Annotated in this window: 13 protein-coding genes and 3 pseudogenes; 5 read left to right on the top strand and 11 right to left on the bottom strand. The window is 68.3% G+C overall.

All coding sequences use genetic code 11. From position 1 onward, the window contains the following. Positions 1–37: 37 nt before the first annotated feature. The 7 genes and pseudogenes from ACFWVC_RS00875 to ACFWVC_RS00845 all read right to left on the bottom strand — a co-directional run bounded on the left by ACFWVC_RS00875 (position 38) and on the right by ACFWVC_RS00845 (position 5,714). The gene (locus tag ACFWVC_RS00875; RefSeq protein ID WP_384273342.1) at positions 38–502 is read right to left on the bottom strand and encodes an ATP-binding protein; all 465 of its coding nucleotides are present in this window, start codon (positions 500–502) and stop codon (positions 38–40) included. Between the two features lie 338 nt (positions 503–840). After that, positions 841–2,196 carry a PP2C family protein-serine/threonine phosphatase gene (locus ACFWVC_RS00870; RefSeq protein ID WP_384273337.1) on the bottom strand — a complete coding sequence of 452 codons (1,356 nt, stop codon included), beginning with the start codon at positions 2,194–2,196 and terminating at the stop codon, positions 841–843. Beyond that, positions 2,193–3,356 carry an ATP-binding protein gene (locus tag ACFWVC_RS00865; protein WP_384273331.1) on the bottom strand — a complete coding sequence of 388 codons (1,164 nt, stop codon included), beginning with the start codon at positions 3,354–3,356 and terminating at the stop codon, positions 2,193–2,195. The genes ACFWVC_RS00870 and ACFWVC_RS00865 overlap by 4 nt, the downstream gene beginning before the upstream one ends. Further along, a complete protein-coding gene (locus ACFWVC_RS00860) occupies positions 3,344–3,757 on the bottom strand; it encodes an anti-sigma regulatory factor (protein WP_384273329.1) in 414 nt (137 codons plus the stop codon). Before ACFWVC_RS00860 ends, ACFWVC_RS00865 begins: the two co-directional genes overlap by 13 nt. Positions 3,758–3,811: 54 nt before the next feature. Continuing rightward, a pseudogene (locus tag ACFWVC_RS00855) lies at positions 3,812–4,194 on the bottom strand (STAS domain-containing protein). Next, the gene (locus tag ACFWVC_RS00850) at positions 4,191–5,045 is read right to left on the bottom strand and encodes an STAS domain-containing protein (protein ID WP_384273324.1); all 855 of its coding nucleotides are present in this window, start codon (positions 5,043–5,045) and stop codon (positions 4,191–4,193) included. Before ACFWVC_RS00850 ends, ACFWVC_RS00855 begins: the two are co-directional and overlap by 4 nt. Before the next feature lie 441 nt (positions 5,046–5,486). Then, positions 5,487–5,714, bottom strand: a complete 228-nt coding sequence (locus ACFWVC_RS00845; protein ID WP_384273319.1) for a hypothetical protein — start codon at positions 5,712–5,714, stop codon at positions 5,487–5,489. Between the two features lie 411 nt (positions 5,715–6,125). Here ACFWVC_RS00845 and ACFWVC_RS00840 point away from each other — a divergent pair, with 411 nt between their 5' ends. After that, positions 6,126–6,329: a hypothetical protein gene (locus tag ACFWVC_RS00840; RefSeq protein WP_384273313.1), complete on the top strand. Its 204-nt coding sequence runs from the start codon at positions 6,126–6,128 to the stop codon at positions 6,327–6,329. 127 nt (positions 6,330–6,456) lie between these two features. Here the strand turns inward: ACFWVC_RS00840 and ACFWVC_RS00835 are convergent, their stop codons facing one another. Beyond that, on the bottom strand, positions 6,457–6,642 hold the full coding sequence (locus ACFWVC_RS00835) for a CsbD family protein (protein ID WP_384273311.1): 186 nt from the start codon (positions 6,640–6,642) through the stop codon (positions 6,457–6,459). A gap of 246 nt (positions 6,643–6,888) precedes the next feature. Between ACFWVC_RS00835 and ACFWVC_RS00830 the strand changes: the two genes are divergently transcribed. Continuing rightward, positions 6,889–7,059 carry a DUF5670 family protein gene (locus ACFWVC_RS00830; RefSeq protein WP_384273308.1) on the top strand — a complete coding sequence of 57 codons (171 nt, stop codon included), beginning with the start codon at positions 6,889–6,891 and terminating at the stop codon, positions 7,057–7,059. Positions 7,060–7,177: 118 nt separating this feature from the next. Here the strand turns inward: ACFWVC_RS00830 and ACFWVC_RS00825 are convergent, their stop codons facing one another. Next, on the bottom strand, positions 7,178–7,528 hold the full coding sequence (locus ACFWVC_RS00825) for a hypothetical protein (RefSeq protein WP_384273306.1): 351 nt from the start codon (positions 7,526–7,528) through the stop codon (positions 7,178–7,180). A gap of 346 nt (positions 7,529–7,874) precedes the next feature. Here ACFWVC_RS00825 and ACFWVC_RS00820 point away from each other — a divergent pair, with 346 nt between their 5' ends. The 3 genes and pseudogenes from ACFWVC_RS00820 to ACFWVC_RS00810 all read left to right on the top strand — a co-directional run bounded on the left by ACFWVC_RS00820 (position 7,875) and on the right by ACFWVC_RS00810 (position 11,724). Then, positions 7,875–8,330 carry a nuclear transport factor 2 family protein gene (locus ACFWVC_RS00820; protein WP_384273303.1) on the top strand — a complete coding sequence of 152 codons (456 nt, stop codon included), beginning with the start codon at positions 7,875–7,877 and terminating at the stop codon, positions 8,328–8,330. A gap of 666 nt (positions 8,331–8,996) precedes the next feature. Continuing rightward, positions 8,997–9,893 (top strand): aminoglycoside phosphotransferase family protein, encoded by an 897-nt coding sequence (locus ACFWVC_RS00815; RefSeq protein ID WP_384273300.1) that lies wholly within the window; start codon positions 8,997–8,999, stop codon positions 9,891–9,893. Positions 9,894–10,219: 326 nt separating this feature from the next. After that, positions 10,220–11,724, top strand: a pseudogene (locus ACFWVC_RS00810) (ISL3 family transposase). Between the two features lie 160 nt (positions 11,725–11,884). Here ACFWVC_RS00810 and ACFWVC_RS00805 read toward each other — a convergent pair. Together ACFWVC_RS00805 and ACFWVC_RS00800 are read right to left on the bottom strand one after the other, a co-directional pair. After that, positions 11,885–12,736 carry a GNAT family N-acetyltransferase gene (locus tag ACFWVC_RS00805; RefSeq protein ID WP_384273297.1) on the bottom strand — a complete coding sequence of 284 codons (852 nt, stop codon included), beginning with the start codon at positions 12,734–12,736 and terminating at the stop codon, positions 11,885–11,887. 6 nt (positions 12,737–12,742) lie between these two features. Beyond that, positions 12,743–13,261, bottom strand: a pseudogene (locus tag ACFWVC_RS00800) (transposase); the annotation flags it as partial. Positions 13,262–13,276: the final 15 nt, after the last annotated feature.

Genomic DNA, 13,276 nt, shown 5'->3' with positions numbered 1-13,276 from the left:
CGGCTGATGTCCCCACTCCGAGCGGGACTGAACACGACTACTGGGACCCACGCCTGCCGGTCTCAGAAGCCTCATCTTGCCTCGGTGGATACGGACCGTTGGCCGCGGACAGGGCCACGCGTGCGGTGATCCGCTTGCCGGTGGTCGTGTGCGTCACCTCGAAGCCTCCGCACAGTGCGGTCACGATCTCCATACCGTGCCGGCCCACTCGCGCCGGATCTGGTTCCACCGCTATGGGAACGAGCGGGGAGGTGTCCCACACGGAGATCTCCAGTACCTGTCCAGCAAGCGCGAGTTCCATGCCGAGGCGTCCTGGGGCGTGCTTGACGGCGTTGGTCACCAGTTCGCTGACCACCAGCTGGACCGTGTCGGCCACGTCAGCGGTTATCTCCCTGGCGGCGCCTTGGCTGATGCGGGCGATGAACGATGCGGCGGTCTGCCTCGCAGCCCATATGGCGCTGGGATCATTGCCGTAGACGTCACTGACGTGCAAGGAAGTCATCTCCGTAGACACCAGAGGGCCATCGTCGCCCTTCCCGGTCGCCCGACCGACGATGTCTTACGCACCATATCTTCACATGCCTCGCTTCCGCCCTAACGAAGTCTTACAAGCCGACCTCCCGCAGGGATTGCTCGCGACCTGAGCCGCTCTCAGCCAGTCGTGGTCCCGGTGCCGATCGGGCGGGCTGCTCTGGCACGCAAGCAGGGCACATCAAGCTGATGCACCCGCAAACGCGAGGCGCCGGCGCTGAGCACCGCAGGCCCCGCGTACTCGCGATCGGGCGCATCGAAAAGACAGCCACCGAGCACGGACAGAAGTTGCAATAAATACGCTGAGGTTCAAGGCAGTTGTAGGCGGGTTGCGAAGACGATGATGTCGTCCTCCGGGTCCGCCCCGAATGTGACGACCAGTTTGTCGCACAACGCGTCGGGATCTCCGGGCCCCGCTGCGGCGGCGTTGCCGAGGAGCTGCATGCGCTGGTCGAGGTTGCTGTCGCGGGTCTCGATGAGCCCGTCGGTGATCATGAGCAGCCGACTGCCCGGCTCGACCTTGTGACTGGAGGCGGCGGGTTGGGGAAGGCCCAGGCCGAGAAGCGGGCCGTGTTCGCGCAGGTAACGCGGCTCGGCATCGGGCGCCAGGAGCAGGGGTGGCAGGTGGCCGGCGTTGGCGACGTGCAAGCGCGCGTTGCCCGGTTCGATCAGCACGATGCACACGGTGGCGGTCCATCCGGGCTGGTGCACGGCCAGCAGGCGGTCCAGGTGCTGCAGCAGGATGTGCGGAGCGTGGCCCTGGGTGGCGTAGGCGCGCAGACCGTGGCGGAGGTCGCCCATGACCATGGCCGCCTGGAGAGAGTGGCCGACGACGTCGCCAACCGCGAGGAGGAGCCCGTGCGGGGTGTTGACGGCTTCGTAGAAGTCGCCGCCGATCTCGGCCGTGGCGGCGGCGGGCAGGTAGCGTACGGCGAGTTCCACGCCGGCTGCCTCGGGCAGGGTCGCGGGCAGGAAGGTGCGTTGCAGCGTGAGGGCGAGTTCGTGCTCCTGTCCGTAGCGCTCGACCACGTCCTTGTGTTCGACCGTGAGTTCCGCGTAGAGGGCCATGACCCCGGCGTTGGTCTCGGTGAGTTCCTCGTTGAGCCGCTCGAGTTCGTCGCGCTGGGCGTGGGCTTCCTGCAGTGCGGCGAGCAGGTCCCGGGTCTGTGCCTGGAGGTCGTCGATCGCGCTCGCGGGAACGTCGAGCTTCAAGACGGCCAGGAGCTGGTCCACCTCCAGGTCCCCGGCGGGGCCGGGAACATGGCAGGTGATCTCGATCCTGCCGCCCGGCGAACGGACCACGGACGACGCTGCTAGGTCCGCGGATTCGGAGGCTGGTTGGTAGCGGGTCTGCGGCAGCAGTCGGGTGACGGCGGACAGGGACTCGTCGCTGGGGGCGCGGTCGTCACGCCATTGCAGGAGGGCTCGGAGGGCGGCCGGTTCCCGCTGCACGCTGAAGGCGGCGGTCATGGCCGCGGGCCGCAGCAGGTCGCGGCCCAGCTCGCTCAGCGCGGTGGCCAGGCGCACCTGGTCGCGGCTGTCGAGGCCGACGGCCTGGGCGATGGTCTTGGCGTGGCGGCGCAGCGCGAACACGTCGCGCTCGCTGCTGACCGGCGTGACCAGCACGGGAGTGGAGTTGCGGGGCCGAACGTCGGGCTCGTTCACCAGGCCGCCTTGGCGATCACCGCGCTGGCGTCGTCCCGGCGCGTCCCGGCCTGGCGCAGCAGTCCGGCGGCGATCACGGCGGGCGGGTGGTGGAGCAGCCCGGCCAGGTCGGCCGCGGTCCAGCGGTCACTGAGTCCGTCGGAGTGCATCACCAGGGCTCCGTGGGAGGGCAGATGCTGTTCGTACGTGCGCAGTTGGTGCATCTGGTGGCCCACGATGCCGGGGTGCGAGAGCAGGTTGGCGCGGGTCGTGGTGGTGACCAGGGCGGCGGTGATGTTGCCGATGCCGCAGAAGAGCACCCGGCCGTCGGGCTCCAGGCGGGCGACGGCCACGGCGGCGCCACGGGTTCCGCGCAGAGCCCGGTGGACCTGCTCCATCACCTGCTCGGGAGTGCGCGCGGTCCCGGTGCGGAAGGCCTGGACGGCCGCCTGCGAGGCCAAGGCGGCCATCGGGCCGTGGCCCAGGCCGTCGCAGGACATCACCAGTACACCCTGGCCCGGTCCCGCCACGGCGGCGCGCACCGGCACAGAGCGTTTCTTTCCTGTCGGACCGACGGAAGCCTCGGGGCGGCGCGAGACCAGCTGCGCGTGACCATCCGAAGGTGGAGCGGCAGTCATCGCCGAACTGGGGTCGATGCGCGCGGCCCATGCATCGCCGCAGACTTGCTCGCCGCTGATCGGCCGGGTGATTCCTCCGACAGCCGGTTCGCCGGACATCGGGGGGCGTAGGTTGCGGGGCCAGAAGCGGGCCAGTTGCACGGTGCCCAGGCCGGGTTGGGAATGGACGTCGAAGTTGTCGGCCAGCCGCTGCACCGCGCCCAGGCCGATGCCCAAGGTGCCGGCCGTCGACATCCCGTCCCGTTGGGATTCCGGCACGTCCGCCATCCCTGGACCGCTGTCCACGACCACCACCTCGACTCCGGCCACGGCGTCGTTGCGCAGCACGCGCAGCAGCAGGGAGCCGTCGACGGCGTGCTTGGTGATGTTGGTCGCCAGCTCGGCCACCGCCAGCACCAGTTCCGCGGTGCGCTGTTCCCCCAGGCCGATACGCCGGCCCAGGGCGGCGGCGGCTCCGCGGGCGGCTTCGGGCTGGTCACGGAACCAGGCCACGTCCTCGCAGTCCAGCAACGGCGCCCCGCCGATGATGTTCACCTTGCCCATTTGGTGATGGTCACCGTGGTGCCCTGTCCCGGTGTGCTGTCCAGGACGAAGTCGTCGACCAGCCGTTTGGACCCGGACAGGCCCAGGCCCATGCCGTTGCCAGAGGTCCAGCCGTCGGTCAGGGCCAGGTCCACGTCCGCGATCCCCGGGCCCTGGTCGGCGAAGACCAGACGCACCCCGCGCCGGCCGTGTTCGTCCACCAGGAGCGCGGTCATGGTGCCTCCGCCGCCGTAGATGAGGGTGTTGCGGGCCAGCTCACTGGCTGCGGTGATCAATTTCGTCTGCTCCACGAGGGAAAGCCGGCACGCCTGGGCCAGCGCACGCACCAGTTGACGCGCCTGCACCACCCCGGCGTTGGCGGTGATCTCCAGCACCTCCGGGGTGCGGGAGGCCCCGCTCACGGGCCTGCCGCGACATCTGGCTCAGCGCCATCGACACCGGGCGCCACCGAGGAATCAACCCCGGTCAAGCCGATCGCAATGGCGTGGGCCCGCTCCAGCACTTGCAACCCCTTGTCCAGGGTCAGCGCGGTCCGCACGCCCCCCAGGGACAGGCCGAGTTCGACCAGGGTGATGGCGACGGCCGGGCGCATGCCGACGACGACGGTCTGGGCGTCCAGCAGGCGGCTGATGGAGGCGATGGTGGCCAGCATCCGGCCGACGAAGGAGTCGACGATCTCCACCGCGGTGATGTCGATCACCACCCCGTGCGCGCCGGTTTCCACCACCTTGGCCGCCAGATCGTCCTGCAGCAGCATCACCGCTTGGTCGTCCAGGTCGGTCTGGATGGAGACCAGCAGCACCTGCCCGATCTGCAGGACCGGAACCTGCTCGCTCACCGGCCACCGGCCTGGGACGCCGTACGGGACACGGTGACACCGGAGTTGCGCAGCGCGTGGCGCAGGGCGTCGGCCAACGTGGCCTTGGTGACGATGTGCCCGAAGTCGATGCCCAGAGCCACGATCGTCTGCGCGATCTGCGGGCGGATACCGGAGATGGTGCACTCCGCGCCCATCAGGCGCGCCGCCACCACGGTCTTCAGCAGGTGCTGGGCAACCTCGGTGTCGACCGCGGGGACGCCGGTGATGTCGATGATGGCCTGCTCGGAGCCGGTGTCTATCAGCGCCTGCAGCATCTTCTCCATCACCACCTGGGTCCGCGCGGAGTCCAGCGTGCCGACCAGCGGGACGCCGATCACCCCGTCCCACAACTTCACCACCGGCGTGGACAGCTCCAGCAACTGCTCGGCCTGCCCCGAGATCAGCTCCTCGCGGGTACGGGTGTAGACCTCAATGGTGAACAGGCCGAGCGTGTCCAGGAGCGCGGCGAACTTCAGGTACGCCTCCACGTCGCTGTCCTTGCCGGTCAGCGACGGTTCCAGGACCTCCTTGAGGGCGAACACGCTCACAGCGGTCTCCGTGGGGGTGAAACCCTGCCGGGCCCGGTTGCGGGACAGCTCGGTGAGCAGCGCGCGAACCTCCCCGAACGCCTCACCGCGCCCGTCCAGGCTTCCCTCGCTCAGCGCCGCCACCAGCGCGGCATAGAGTTCCTGAAGCTCGCGCTGGACCTCCGCGCGGCTGACCCGCCCCTTCAACGAGCTGGTGACCTTGTCGGCCCATTCGGCGCTCAGGTTCTCACCCCGGACGGACAACAGGCCGATCAAGCGCTCTGAAACGTTCTTGCCAGCCACTGGCCACATCCTTCTTCGCAGGAGAACACGCGCCCTCCTGCGGAACCCTAGGCCATCCGGGTGAGTCGCACGTCCGTTCCCGCTGCCGGCGAGACAAGGGCCATAGGGCCGCGGCCCACCGGACCCCTCACGAGGGCCTCGCTCCGGGTGGCCGGTGCGCACCTGAACGCTTGCAGCAGTCGGTGGTCGTGGACGCACCACGGCCTGCAGGAACATGCCCTCACGCTCACGCCTCCGCGCATAGGAACGCTGCTCTGGTTGAGGAGGCGCTGACATGCAGGCAGGGGCCGCGCGATCGGGACGGCGCAGGACTCGGTACCGCAGCGGGGCTGCCAGCGGTGTCCGGCACGATGACGCCCCGGAGGTCCGGCAGGTCTCCATGGTGATGTTCGCCCGACTGTAGCCGCGACGACGCATGCAGAGCGACCTTTGCCAACGGCCCTATTCCCGGAGCCGGGCCATGACACGGGCAGCCGCCTTGTCGCTGGCGTGGCCTTCGAGTGCCGCCCACTCGGCGACGTCGAGTGGCCACAGCGCACTGCGATATTTGATGATCACTTCGGTGCCGTCCTGACGCACCGTGTGATGCGCGTCGGCGGGCAGCTTGCCGACCTTGACAACGACGGCAGCGGACTGGGGGCTGCGACATTTGAGACGCGTCTTCGGCATGACCAGGGCTCCTGCAGCGACAGACTCCACAATCACTGCTTCGGATGCTAGCCGAGGCCCTGTCCTGACCGCCCGCGATTCCGTGCAGACGGAGTAAAGCGGGTAGTCACCGGAACGGGGGCAAGCTCCGGCTCCGAGCCGCTGCCCCGGGCGACCGAGCAACGCGCCTGTGGACGGAGGCAGCTAGCTTGCGGCGGGCGAAGAGGGCACCGCCGGTCGCCATGCCCGGCGATCGAGAGTGGTGGCAGTAGCTGCCCTCACGCCATCTGTCCACTCTCCAGCCAGAGATGGGCCAGCAGGCTGCTGGCACCTATGGGGCCGCTAGGGGGTGTTGTACCCCATTGGGCGGGAAGCCGAGTAAGAACACAGTGAGAGGTGACTTCGGTGGATCTGCCTGATGACATAACTCCGGTGCCGGTGACGCAAGAGCTTCCGATAGCCGACTACAAGCACCTGCCGCGGATCTCGGTCGAGGACCGAGTGGGCAAGCTGGATCAGGACGGTGCGGAAAAGGTGCTGCGGTACGAACGCGAACACCGGGACCGGACCCCGGTCATCCAGCTGCTCCTCGCCCGGCTGCGGCAGCTCCGCACCAACGAGGGAAAGGCCCGTTGATCACGCGGCCGTTTGCCGGCACGTCCGTCGACTGATCTCTCCGCAGTGCGCGTGCCCTGTGTACACCACTTTTCGACATGCGTGTTGGGGCCACCCCGGCTAGCGGGGTGGCCCCAACACAGAGGGTTCAGGGATGGGCGATGTCCTCGCCGACGTCCTTGAGCTTCTCCTTGGCCTCGCGGGCGTCGCCCTTCGCCTGCTCGGCGCGGCCCTTCGCGATCAGCCGCTCGTTACCCACGGCCTCGCCGGCCGTCTCCTTGGCCTTGCCGACGGCCTGCTCGGTCTTCGCCTTGGCCTTCTCGTTGGCAGTCATGCTGCTCACCTTCCCGGGCGTCGAGGTCGTCTGCTGTGGGTTCGTCTGACCGCTGGATGCTGCGGCAAACATGCCGGGCGGACCGGGCGACGGTGCCGCGTTTTCCCCGTGTGGACCCGCATGCGCTGCGGGAATCGGGGCATTCACGGGTGCACGCGGGTGCCCATTGCCCCGTGAAAGAAACATGATCTTCGTGTGCTTGCCGGCCTGGCTCAGGGGCACCCGGTGTCCAGGAGGTTGATAACGATGGTTCCCCTGCTTCTGGTACTTCTTCTGGCACTGATCCTGTTCGGTGCGGGCTTCGCACTGAAGGCGCTGTGGTGGATCGCGGTGATCGTTCTCGTGGTGTGGCTGGTCGGCTTCTTCGTACGGCCCGCCGGTAGCGGTGGCCGCAAGGGCCGCTGGTACCGCTGGTAGAGGCACCACGACAGACGTGCCGGCGCCGCGGATGGCGCCATCGTGGGTGGGGGTTCGGCCAGGGAGGCCGGGCCCCCACCCATGTCCGTACGCATCCATGCGCGCGTATACGGGGCCGTCAGCGTCGGATCCGGTTGAGTGTCCCGGGCGTGCACATCCCAAACGCCGTCCCGGACAGCGCCGAGCACTGCGGCAAGTCGTTGCTGGGCACCATGCTGCAAGTGCTGGACGAGCTGGCCGCCACCGACACCGACAGCGCGTCCGCGTCCGCGTCCGCGACCACCGGCACACCGATCGTGTCGCTGGCCGAATCCTGCGCGACCTGGCCCCCTCGCGCCAACTCACCGCCGCGCAATGCTCCGGCGCACTCGTGCTGGCCAAGCTCGGCCTGCTCACCGACATCCCCGTCTGCACCGACCTGACCACCAAGCCCTGAGTCATCGCCGTCGGCGTCGAGGTGCTCAACCATGTCGCCCCGGTCGGCGAGAAGGAGGAATACATCGAGCGCGCCTGGCGCAACATCACCCCCACCTGCCCGCACCCGCACCGGCGCTCGTCTGAAACGACCAGTCGCAAGCAGTGACCGGAAGTCATGCCCCCGGCAGCCAGGCTGGTCGTTCGCAGCCCGAACACCTACCGGGCTCTTCCAGCCTCATCCCTGGAGAGTGCTTCTTTCATGCGACGACCTGGTCCCAGACAAGTCCCATCGTTGCGGGTCAGGAGCACTCTTCGCGTTTCTGATCACCCACCGGACATCCTGCCGCGTGAAAGCCCAGGCCACTTTGCACCACGACGGAGCCGTATCATGAATCTTCATGAGTGAACTTCCTGAGGTGATCGCCCGGCTGGAACGGGTCGAGACCGAGCTTGCCCTGCGCCGCGCGGCGCACCAGTACTGCGTCGCGGGCGACCTGCGCGATCTCGAGCTTTGGCGCGGCGTGTGGACACCGGACGCTGTGTGGGAGCTCAGCCCGGAAATGGTGTTCACCGGTATCGAAGCGATCTGCGAAACCGTCGAACGGCAGTGGCAGATGTTCCCGGCCATGTCGCACGGAACGGTCAATCTCGACGTCGACGTGGAGGCCGCTACCGGCCGCAGCGACGTCATCGTCCACATCCAGCTCCAGGACACCACCTGGGTCACCGGCGGAGCCACCTACCTCGACGAGTACCGCCGCCATGACGGCGCCTGGCGCATCGCGCGGCGAACGGTGACCCGGACGTTCAACGTCGGGCCGATCCCAAACTGGGGGCCGCCAGGGGAGCGGTAGCCAGCCACGAGCCTGTGCGACGGTCACCGACTGTTCGGTCGTTGACGTCGAGCTTGGTGAACAGTGCAGCAGGTGGCTTGTGACCGGCTCTTCGTGGGTTCCGTTGCGGCGGTCGGCACCGCGTTCACATCGGCGCTGAAGTATCACGCCCAGTCCTTGGCTCACCAGGTCAGCCTGCCCGGCGGTGCGGAGCCTCCTGCGGATCCCCGACAGGCCGGGGCAGTGAAGTGCTCTCAGCAAGTACGGAATCGTCCCCCGAGGCACGCTCGATCACTGCGCCCACGCATTCGTCGCACTGGTAGTCACCGCCCGGCATCTCGGTCATAGTCTCCGCAGGCCCCGCCAGGTCGCAGCCTCCCGCTGCAGCTACGGGCCATGACGCCTGGCAATGCGTTGCGTCGGCGGCGGTCTGGTCAGTCGTGATCGGGGTGGAGTCGGCGGTGCCTTATTGCTCCCCTCACCGGCGTGGGGGCATACGCAGCGATGCGCCACGCAGCCCTGAAGAGATTCACTCAGCGACAGCAGGGAGCAGTTGGTCTGAACTTTGGGGCCGTTCCATCCCAAAGCCTCTGATCTGCAGCTCTCTGAATCCGAATTGGTGATGCCGGAGAAATTACAGCGAGATGCTCAGCCGTTCCGCCTGCCGCCTCAGTACTGTGACTTCGCATGACCGACGCCGAGATCGAGATCACCGCAGACCTGGTGCGCGACCTGCTGCACGAGCAACATCCAGACCTTGCGGGGCTGGCCATCCGCGAGGTGGCGGGTGGCTGGGGCAACCAAATGTGGCGTCTCGGGGACGAGTTGGCCGTGCGCATGCAGCGCATGGACCCTACCCCGGAGCTCCAGCTCAAGGAGCGGCGGTGGCTACCCGTGCTGGCTCCGCGCCTTCCGCTGCCGGTGCCGACTCCGGTGCGGTTCGGTGAACCGTCCGAGCGCTTCCCCAAGCACTGGACAGTGATGACGTGGGTTCCCGGCGAGCCGCTGGACCACGGCTCGATCAGCTGTGGCGCCCACGCGGCCGACACGCTGGCGGGTTTCCTTCGTGCGCTCCATGTGGAGGCGCCCGCCGAGGCGCCGATCAGCTCGGACTTCGGCGCTCACCCCAAGATGTGTACCGACGGCTTCGAGAACTTCTTCCAGGCTGTTGCCCCCGACGACATCGCTGCCGACGTCCGGGCCGTCTGGGACGAGGCCGTCGCGGCCCCCGAGTGGGAGGGCCCGCCAGTTTGGGTGCATGGCGACCTCCATCCCGCGAACGTCGTCGTCTCGGACGGAATGCTCTCGGGCATCGTCGACTTCGGTGCCATGTTCGCCGGCGATCCGGCGTGGGACCTTGCCGCCGCATGGGTGCTGCTACCCGCGGGCATGGCCTCACGGTTCTTCGACATGTACGCGCATGCAGACGAGGCGACGATCCGGCGCGCCCGCGGGCTGGCCGCGATGAAGAGCCTCTTCCTGATGCTGATGGGGCAGAACGGAGACCAGGGCCTTCCCGGCGGCAAGCCGAACTGGGGACCTGTAGGCCGGGCGGCACTTGATCGTGTTCTGAAGAGCGTTTGAGGCGCGCTTTTTGAACTTGTTCTCGATCCTGGTTGAGAGCTGTGCGGCACTCCATCTGCGTGGGTTCATCGATCACCACGCGTTGCAGGGATGCCAAGGTCCACGGCCGTGTGCTGCCCGTGTACCTGATCGAGCTGGCGGAGCTTCTCCTTGGCTCCAGCCAGGCTGGCCTGGAGACCCTCGACCTCGCCGAGCCAGCCTTCCGTCTCGGCTTCGGCGATCCGGGGGTCTGTCCATTGAACGGCTCTGTTCCGTGGTCGGTGGTGACGGTTGGTGATGGGTATCGTTGGCGTTCTATGCGAGACGTCAACTCCCTTGTGGCACTGGTGTTTTCAGGGCTCTCTGCTCTGGTCATCGAGGATGTGGCGGATGACGGCGAGGTGATTCGGGTCATCGCCCGGACCCGGAATGTGCCGGTCCCCTGCCCGGTATGCGGAGTGCTGACGGGGAGGGTGCACGGGTATCACGTTCGGACGGTGGCGGATGTACCGGTGCACGGCCGGCAGGTCGTGGCCCGTGTCCGGGTGCGGCGCCTGGTCTGTCCGGTCCTGGGCTGCCGACGGCAGACGTTCCGTGAGCAGGTTCCTGGGCTGATCGAGCGTCTTCAGCGCCGCACCACGCGTCTGACCAGGCAGGTCTCGGAGGTGGTCAAGGAGTTATGCGGGCGGGCGGCTTCCCGTCTCACCCGGTTCCTGGCAACGCCCGTCTCCTACGCCACCTCCCTGCGCCTGCTGCGTCGCATACCCCCGCCGACGGTCCGCGTCCCACGGGTGATCGGGGTCGACGACTTCGCCCTGCGCCGCCGCCATCGCTACGCCACGATCATCATCGACGCCGAACCCGGGGAGCGCATCGATGTCCTGCCCGACCGCGAGGCCGCCACTTTGGAGGCATGGCTCCGTGGGAAGAAGCAGGTCGATGCCGTGTGCCAGGACGGCTCGGCCACCTACGCCGAGGCGATCCGCCGGGCACTACCCGACGCGGCGCAGGTCAGCGACCGATGGCACCTGTGGAAGAACCTGTGCGACAAGATCCTGGCCGAGGTCCGCGCCCACGCCTCCTGCTGGGGCACCGTCAACCCGCCCCGTCCCGGCGGCGTCCGCGAGCAGACCACACGCGAGCGCTGGCACAAAGTCCATGACCTCCTCGGCCAGGGCGTCGGCCTGCTCGAATGCGCCCGCAGACTGGGCCTCGCACTGAACACCGTCAAGCGATATGCCCGCAACCCTGAACCGTCCGCCGACCACATCGCCCCCCGCTAACGACCCACTCTGGTCGATCCCTACCGCGACCACCTGCGCCGACGCCGGTCCGACTACCCGGCAGTCCCTGTCACCCACCTCCTCCACGAGATCAGGGGACTCGGCTACACCGGCAGCGCCAACCTGCTGGTCCGCTACCTCAACCGGGGCCGCGCAGAAGGAACCGCCCCGTGACAACCCCGCGCCACCTCGCCCGGCTCCTGCTCACCCACCCCGAACGCCTACGAACCAAGGACACAGCCCTGCTCGGCCTCCTCACCGCGGCCTGCCCCAAGATGACCCAGCTCACCACCCTCATCCGCGAATTCGCCGCCCTCCTGACGCCCGCCGGCGGCAACGACTCCAAGCTCACCGGGTGGATCGCCCAAGCCCGCAGCGCCGACCTGCCCCGACTGCACAGCTTCTGCAACGGCCTCGAACTCGACCGCGCCGCCGTCAATGCCGGACTGACCCTCCCTTGGAGCAACGGCCGCACCGAAGGCATCAACACCCGGAAAAAGAGGATCATGCGGCAGATGCACGGCCGAGCAGGATTCGACCTCCTCCGTCACCGCATCCTGCTGCAATAACGACCACCGACCGTCACCACCGACTACGGAACAGAGCCGTTAGCTGGACACACCCGCAGCAGATGGCGGCGGCAAGGCCGATGAAGGCCAGGTAGTTGCGAGGCCCCGGACGGCCGGCCCCGCGCCCTCCCCCGGCGGAGACGCGGGGCCGGTTGCTGGCTCAGGCCACATCGGGCAGGGACTGCCATTTCCAGTTGGGGCGTTCGTAGGCGACCTGGAAGCCGAGCCGCAGCATGTTGTGCAGGGAGGTGTTGCGGGTGCCGGGGGTCTCCGTGCCGGTCTCGGCGATGACGAAGCGGCAGCCGAGGTCCCGCGCGGCCCGGGCGCGGGCGGCCAGGAGGGCGGTCTGCCCGCCGCGGTTGCGCGCGTGCGGGAGGACCGCGCCGGCGAACAGCTGGGCCGTGTCGCCATGGACGTGCATCGTCCCGGTGCCGACGAGTTCCCCGTCCAGCCAGGCGGCGAACGGGTGCCATCCCGGCTGAGCGGCCGAGTACGCGGACATCTGGGCGTAGTGCTCCTCGGGCATGCCGAACGCGCGCACCAGGACCGACCCCCACTCGGCCGCGTGGCCGGCCTCGACCGGGGCCACGGTGATCCGGTCGGGCGCCTTGTCGAGGGCGTCGGCGCGGGCGACGACATCCTCCGTCGCGCCGACGAGCTTCACCCAGGACGCGCCCTCGGTGATGCCCTCGCTCGCGCAGATGGCCTCCCAGTCCGAGGGAAGGAACGCGGGGGCGATCTGCAGGACGGCCTGCGGGGTCCCCTCCGCCCGGTAGAAGTCGCACACCTCGCGGATCAGCTCGGGCGTGACGGCGCCGGTGACACCGAATCCCAGTGCCTTGCTCCAGAAGCGGGTGGGGTCGTTGCGCATCGACAGCACGACTCCGCCGCCGATCCGCGTGGCGTTTATGCCCAGGGCGGCTCGCAGGTGCTCGGGGGCGCCGGTCTCGAACCGGAACAGCGCTTCGGCCTCGGACTGCTCGGCAACCAACGGGGAGACCAGGGTGTTCATGGGCCATCAGCTCTTTCTCTCGGGTCTGTGTCGTATGTGAAGGTCGATCCGCGAGCGACCTGGCGCCGTGCGGACTGCGGCGGACAGCACAACTCCCAACCGCAACCCGGGGAGGGTGCCTGTATGTCCTTCGTCAAGCGGTGGTGGGGTGAGGGGTCGGTGGAGAGTGCCGTCGCGGAGCATGGCGAACAGGACGCTGATGCGGTGGCGGGCGAGGCGGAGGAGGGCTTGTGTGTGGGGCTTTCCGCGGGCTCGGCAGCGGTCGTAGTAGGCGCGTGAAAAAGGGTCGTACAGGGCGGCGAATGCCGACGGGAACATTGCTCGCTTGAGCTGCCGGTTGCCACCTCGGGGTGCGTGTTCGCCGTGGATCGAGGTGCCGAACTGCTTGGGGGGAGCGAAGTCGGCGTAGGAGGCGAGGTGAGCGGCGCTCGGGAAGGAGCTGCCGTCGCCGATGGGGACCATGAGGACTGCGGCCGCCGACGCCAGGACCTGGGAAAGAGGCTGGGCCTCCAGCAGGGTCTGCACGACATTGCGTTTTAT

It is taken from the genome of Streptomyces sp. NPDC058691, from assembly GCF_042714775.1.
GTDB lineage: Bacteria > Actinomycetota > Actinomycetes > Streptomycetales > Streptomycetaceae > Actinacidiphila.
Note: the sequence above shows the minus strand (reverse complement) of the source record. Positions and strands in the feature narration are given on the sequence as shown.

What these genes read in the sequence shown, in the direction of transcription:
- ACFWVC_RS00875 (WP_384273342.1), bottom strand. Translation starts at nt 502, where the DNA reads ATGACTTCCTTGCACGTCAGTGACGTCTACGGCAATGATCCCAGCGCC.
- ACFWVC_RS00865 (WP_384273331.1), bottom strand. Translation starts at nt 3,356, where the DNA reads ATGGGCAAGGTGAACATCATCGGCGGGGCGCCGTTGCTGGACTGCGAG.
- ACFWVC_RS00845 (WP_384273319.1), bottom strand. Translation starts at nt 5,714, where the DNA reads ATGCCGAAGACGCGTCTCAAATGTCGCAGCCCCCAGTCCGCTGCCGTC.
- ACFWVC_RS00835 (WP_384273311.1), bottom strand. Translation starts at nt 6,642, where the DNA reads ATGACTGCCAACGAGAAGGCCAAGGCGAAGACCGAGCAGGCCGTCGGC.
- ACFWVC_RS00830 (WP_384273308.1), top strand. Translation starts at nt 6,889, where the DNA reads ATGGTTCCCCTGCTTCTGGTACTTCTTCTGGCACTGATCCTGTTCGGT.
- ACFWVC_RS00825 (WP_384273306.1), bottom strand. Translation starts at nt 7,528, where the DNA reads ATGGTTGAGCACCTCGACGCCGACGGCGATGACTCAGGGCTTGGTGGT.
- ACFWVC_RS00820 (WP_384273303.1), top strand. Translation starts at nt 7,875, where the DNA reads ATGAGTGAACTTCCTGAGGTGATCGCCCGGCTGGAACGGGTCGAGACC.
- ACFWVC_RS00815 (WP_384273300.1), top strand. Translation starts at nt 8,997, where the DNA reads ATGACCGACGCCGAGATCGAGATCACCGCAGACCTGGTGCGCGACCTG.
- ACFWVC_RS00805 (WP_384273297.1), bottom strand. Translation starts at nt 12,736, where the DNA reads ATGAACACCCTGGTCTCCCCGTTGGTTGCCGAGCAGTCCGAGGCCGAA.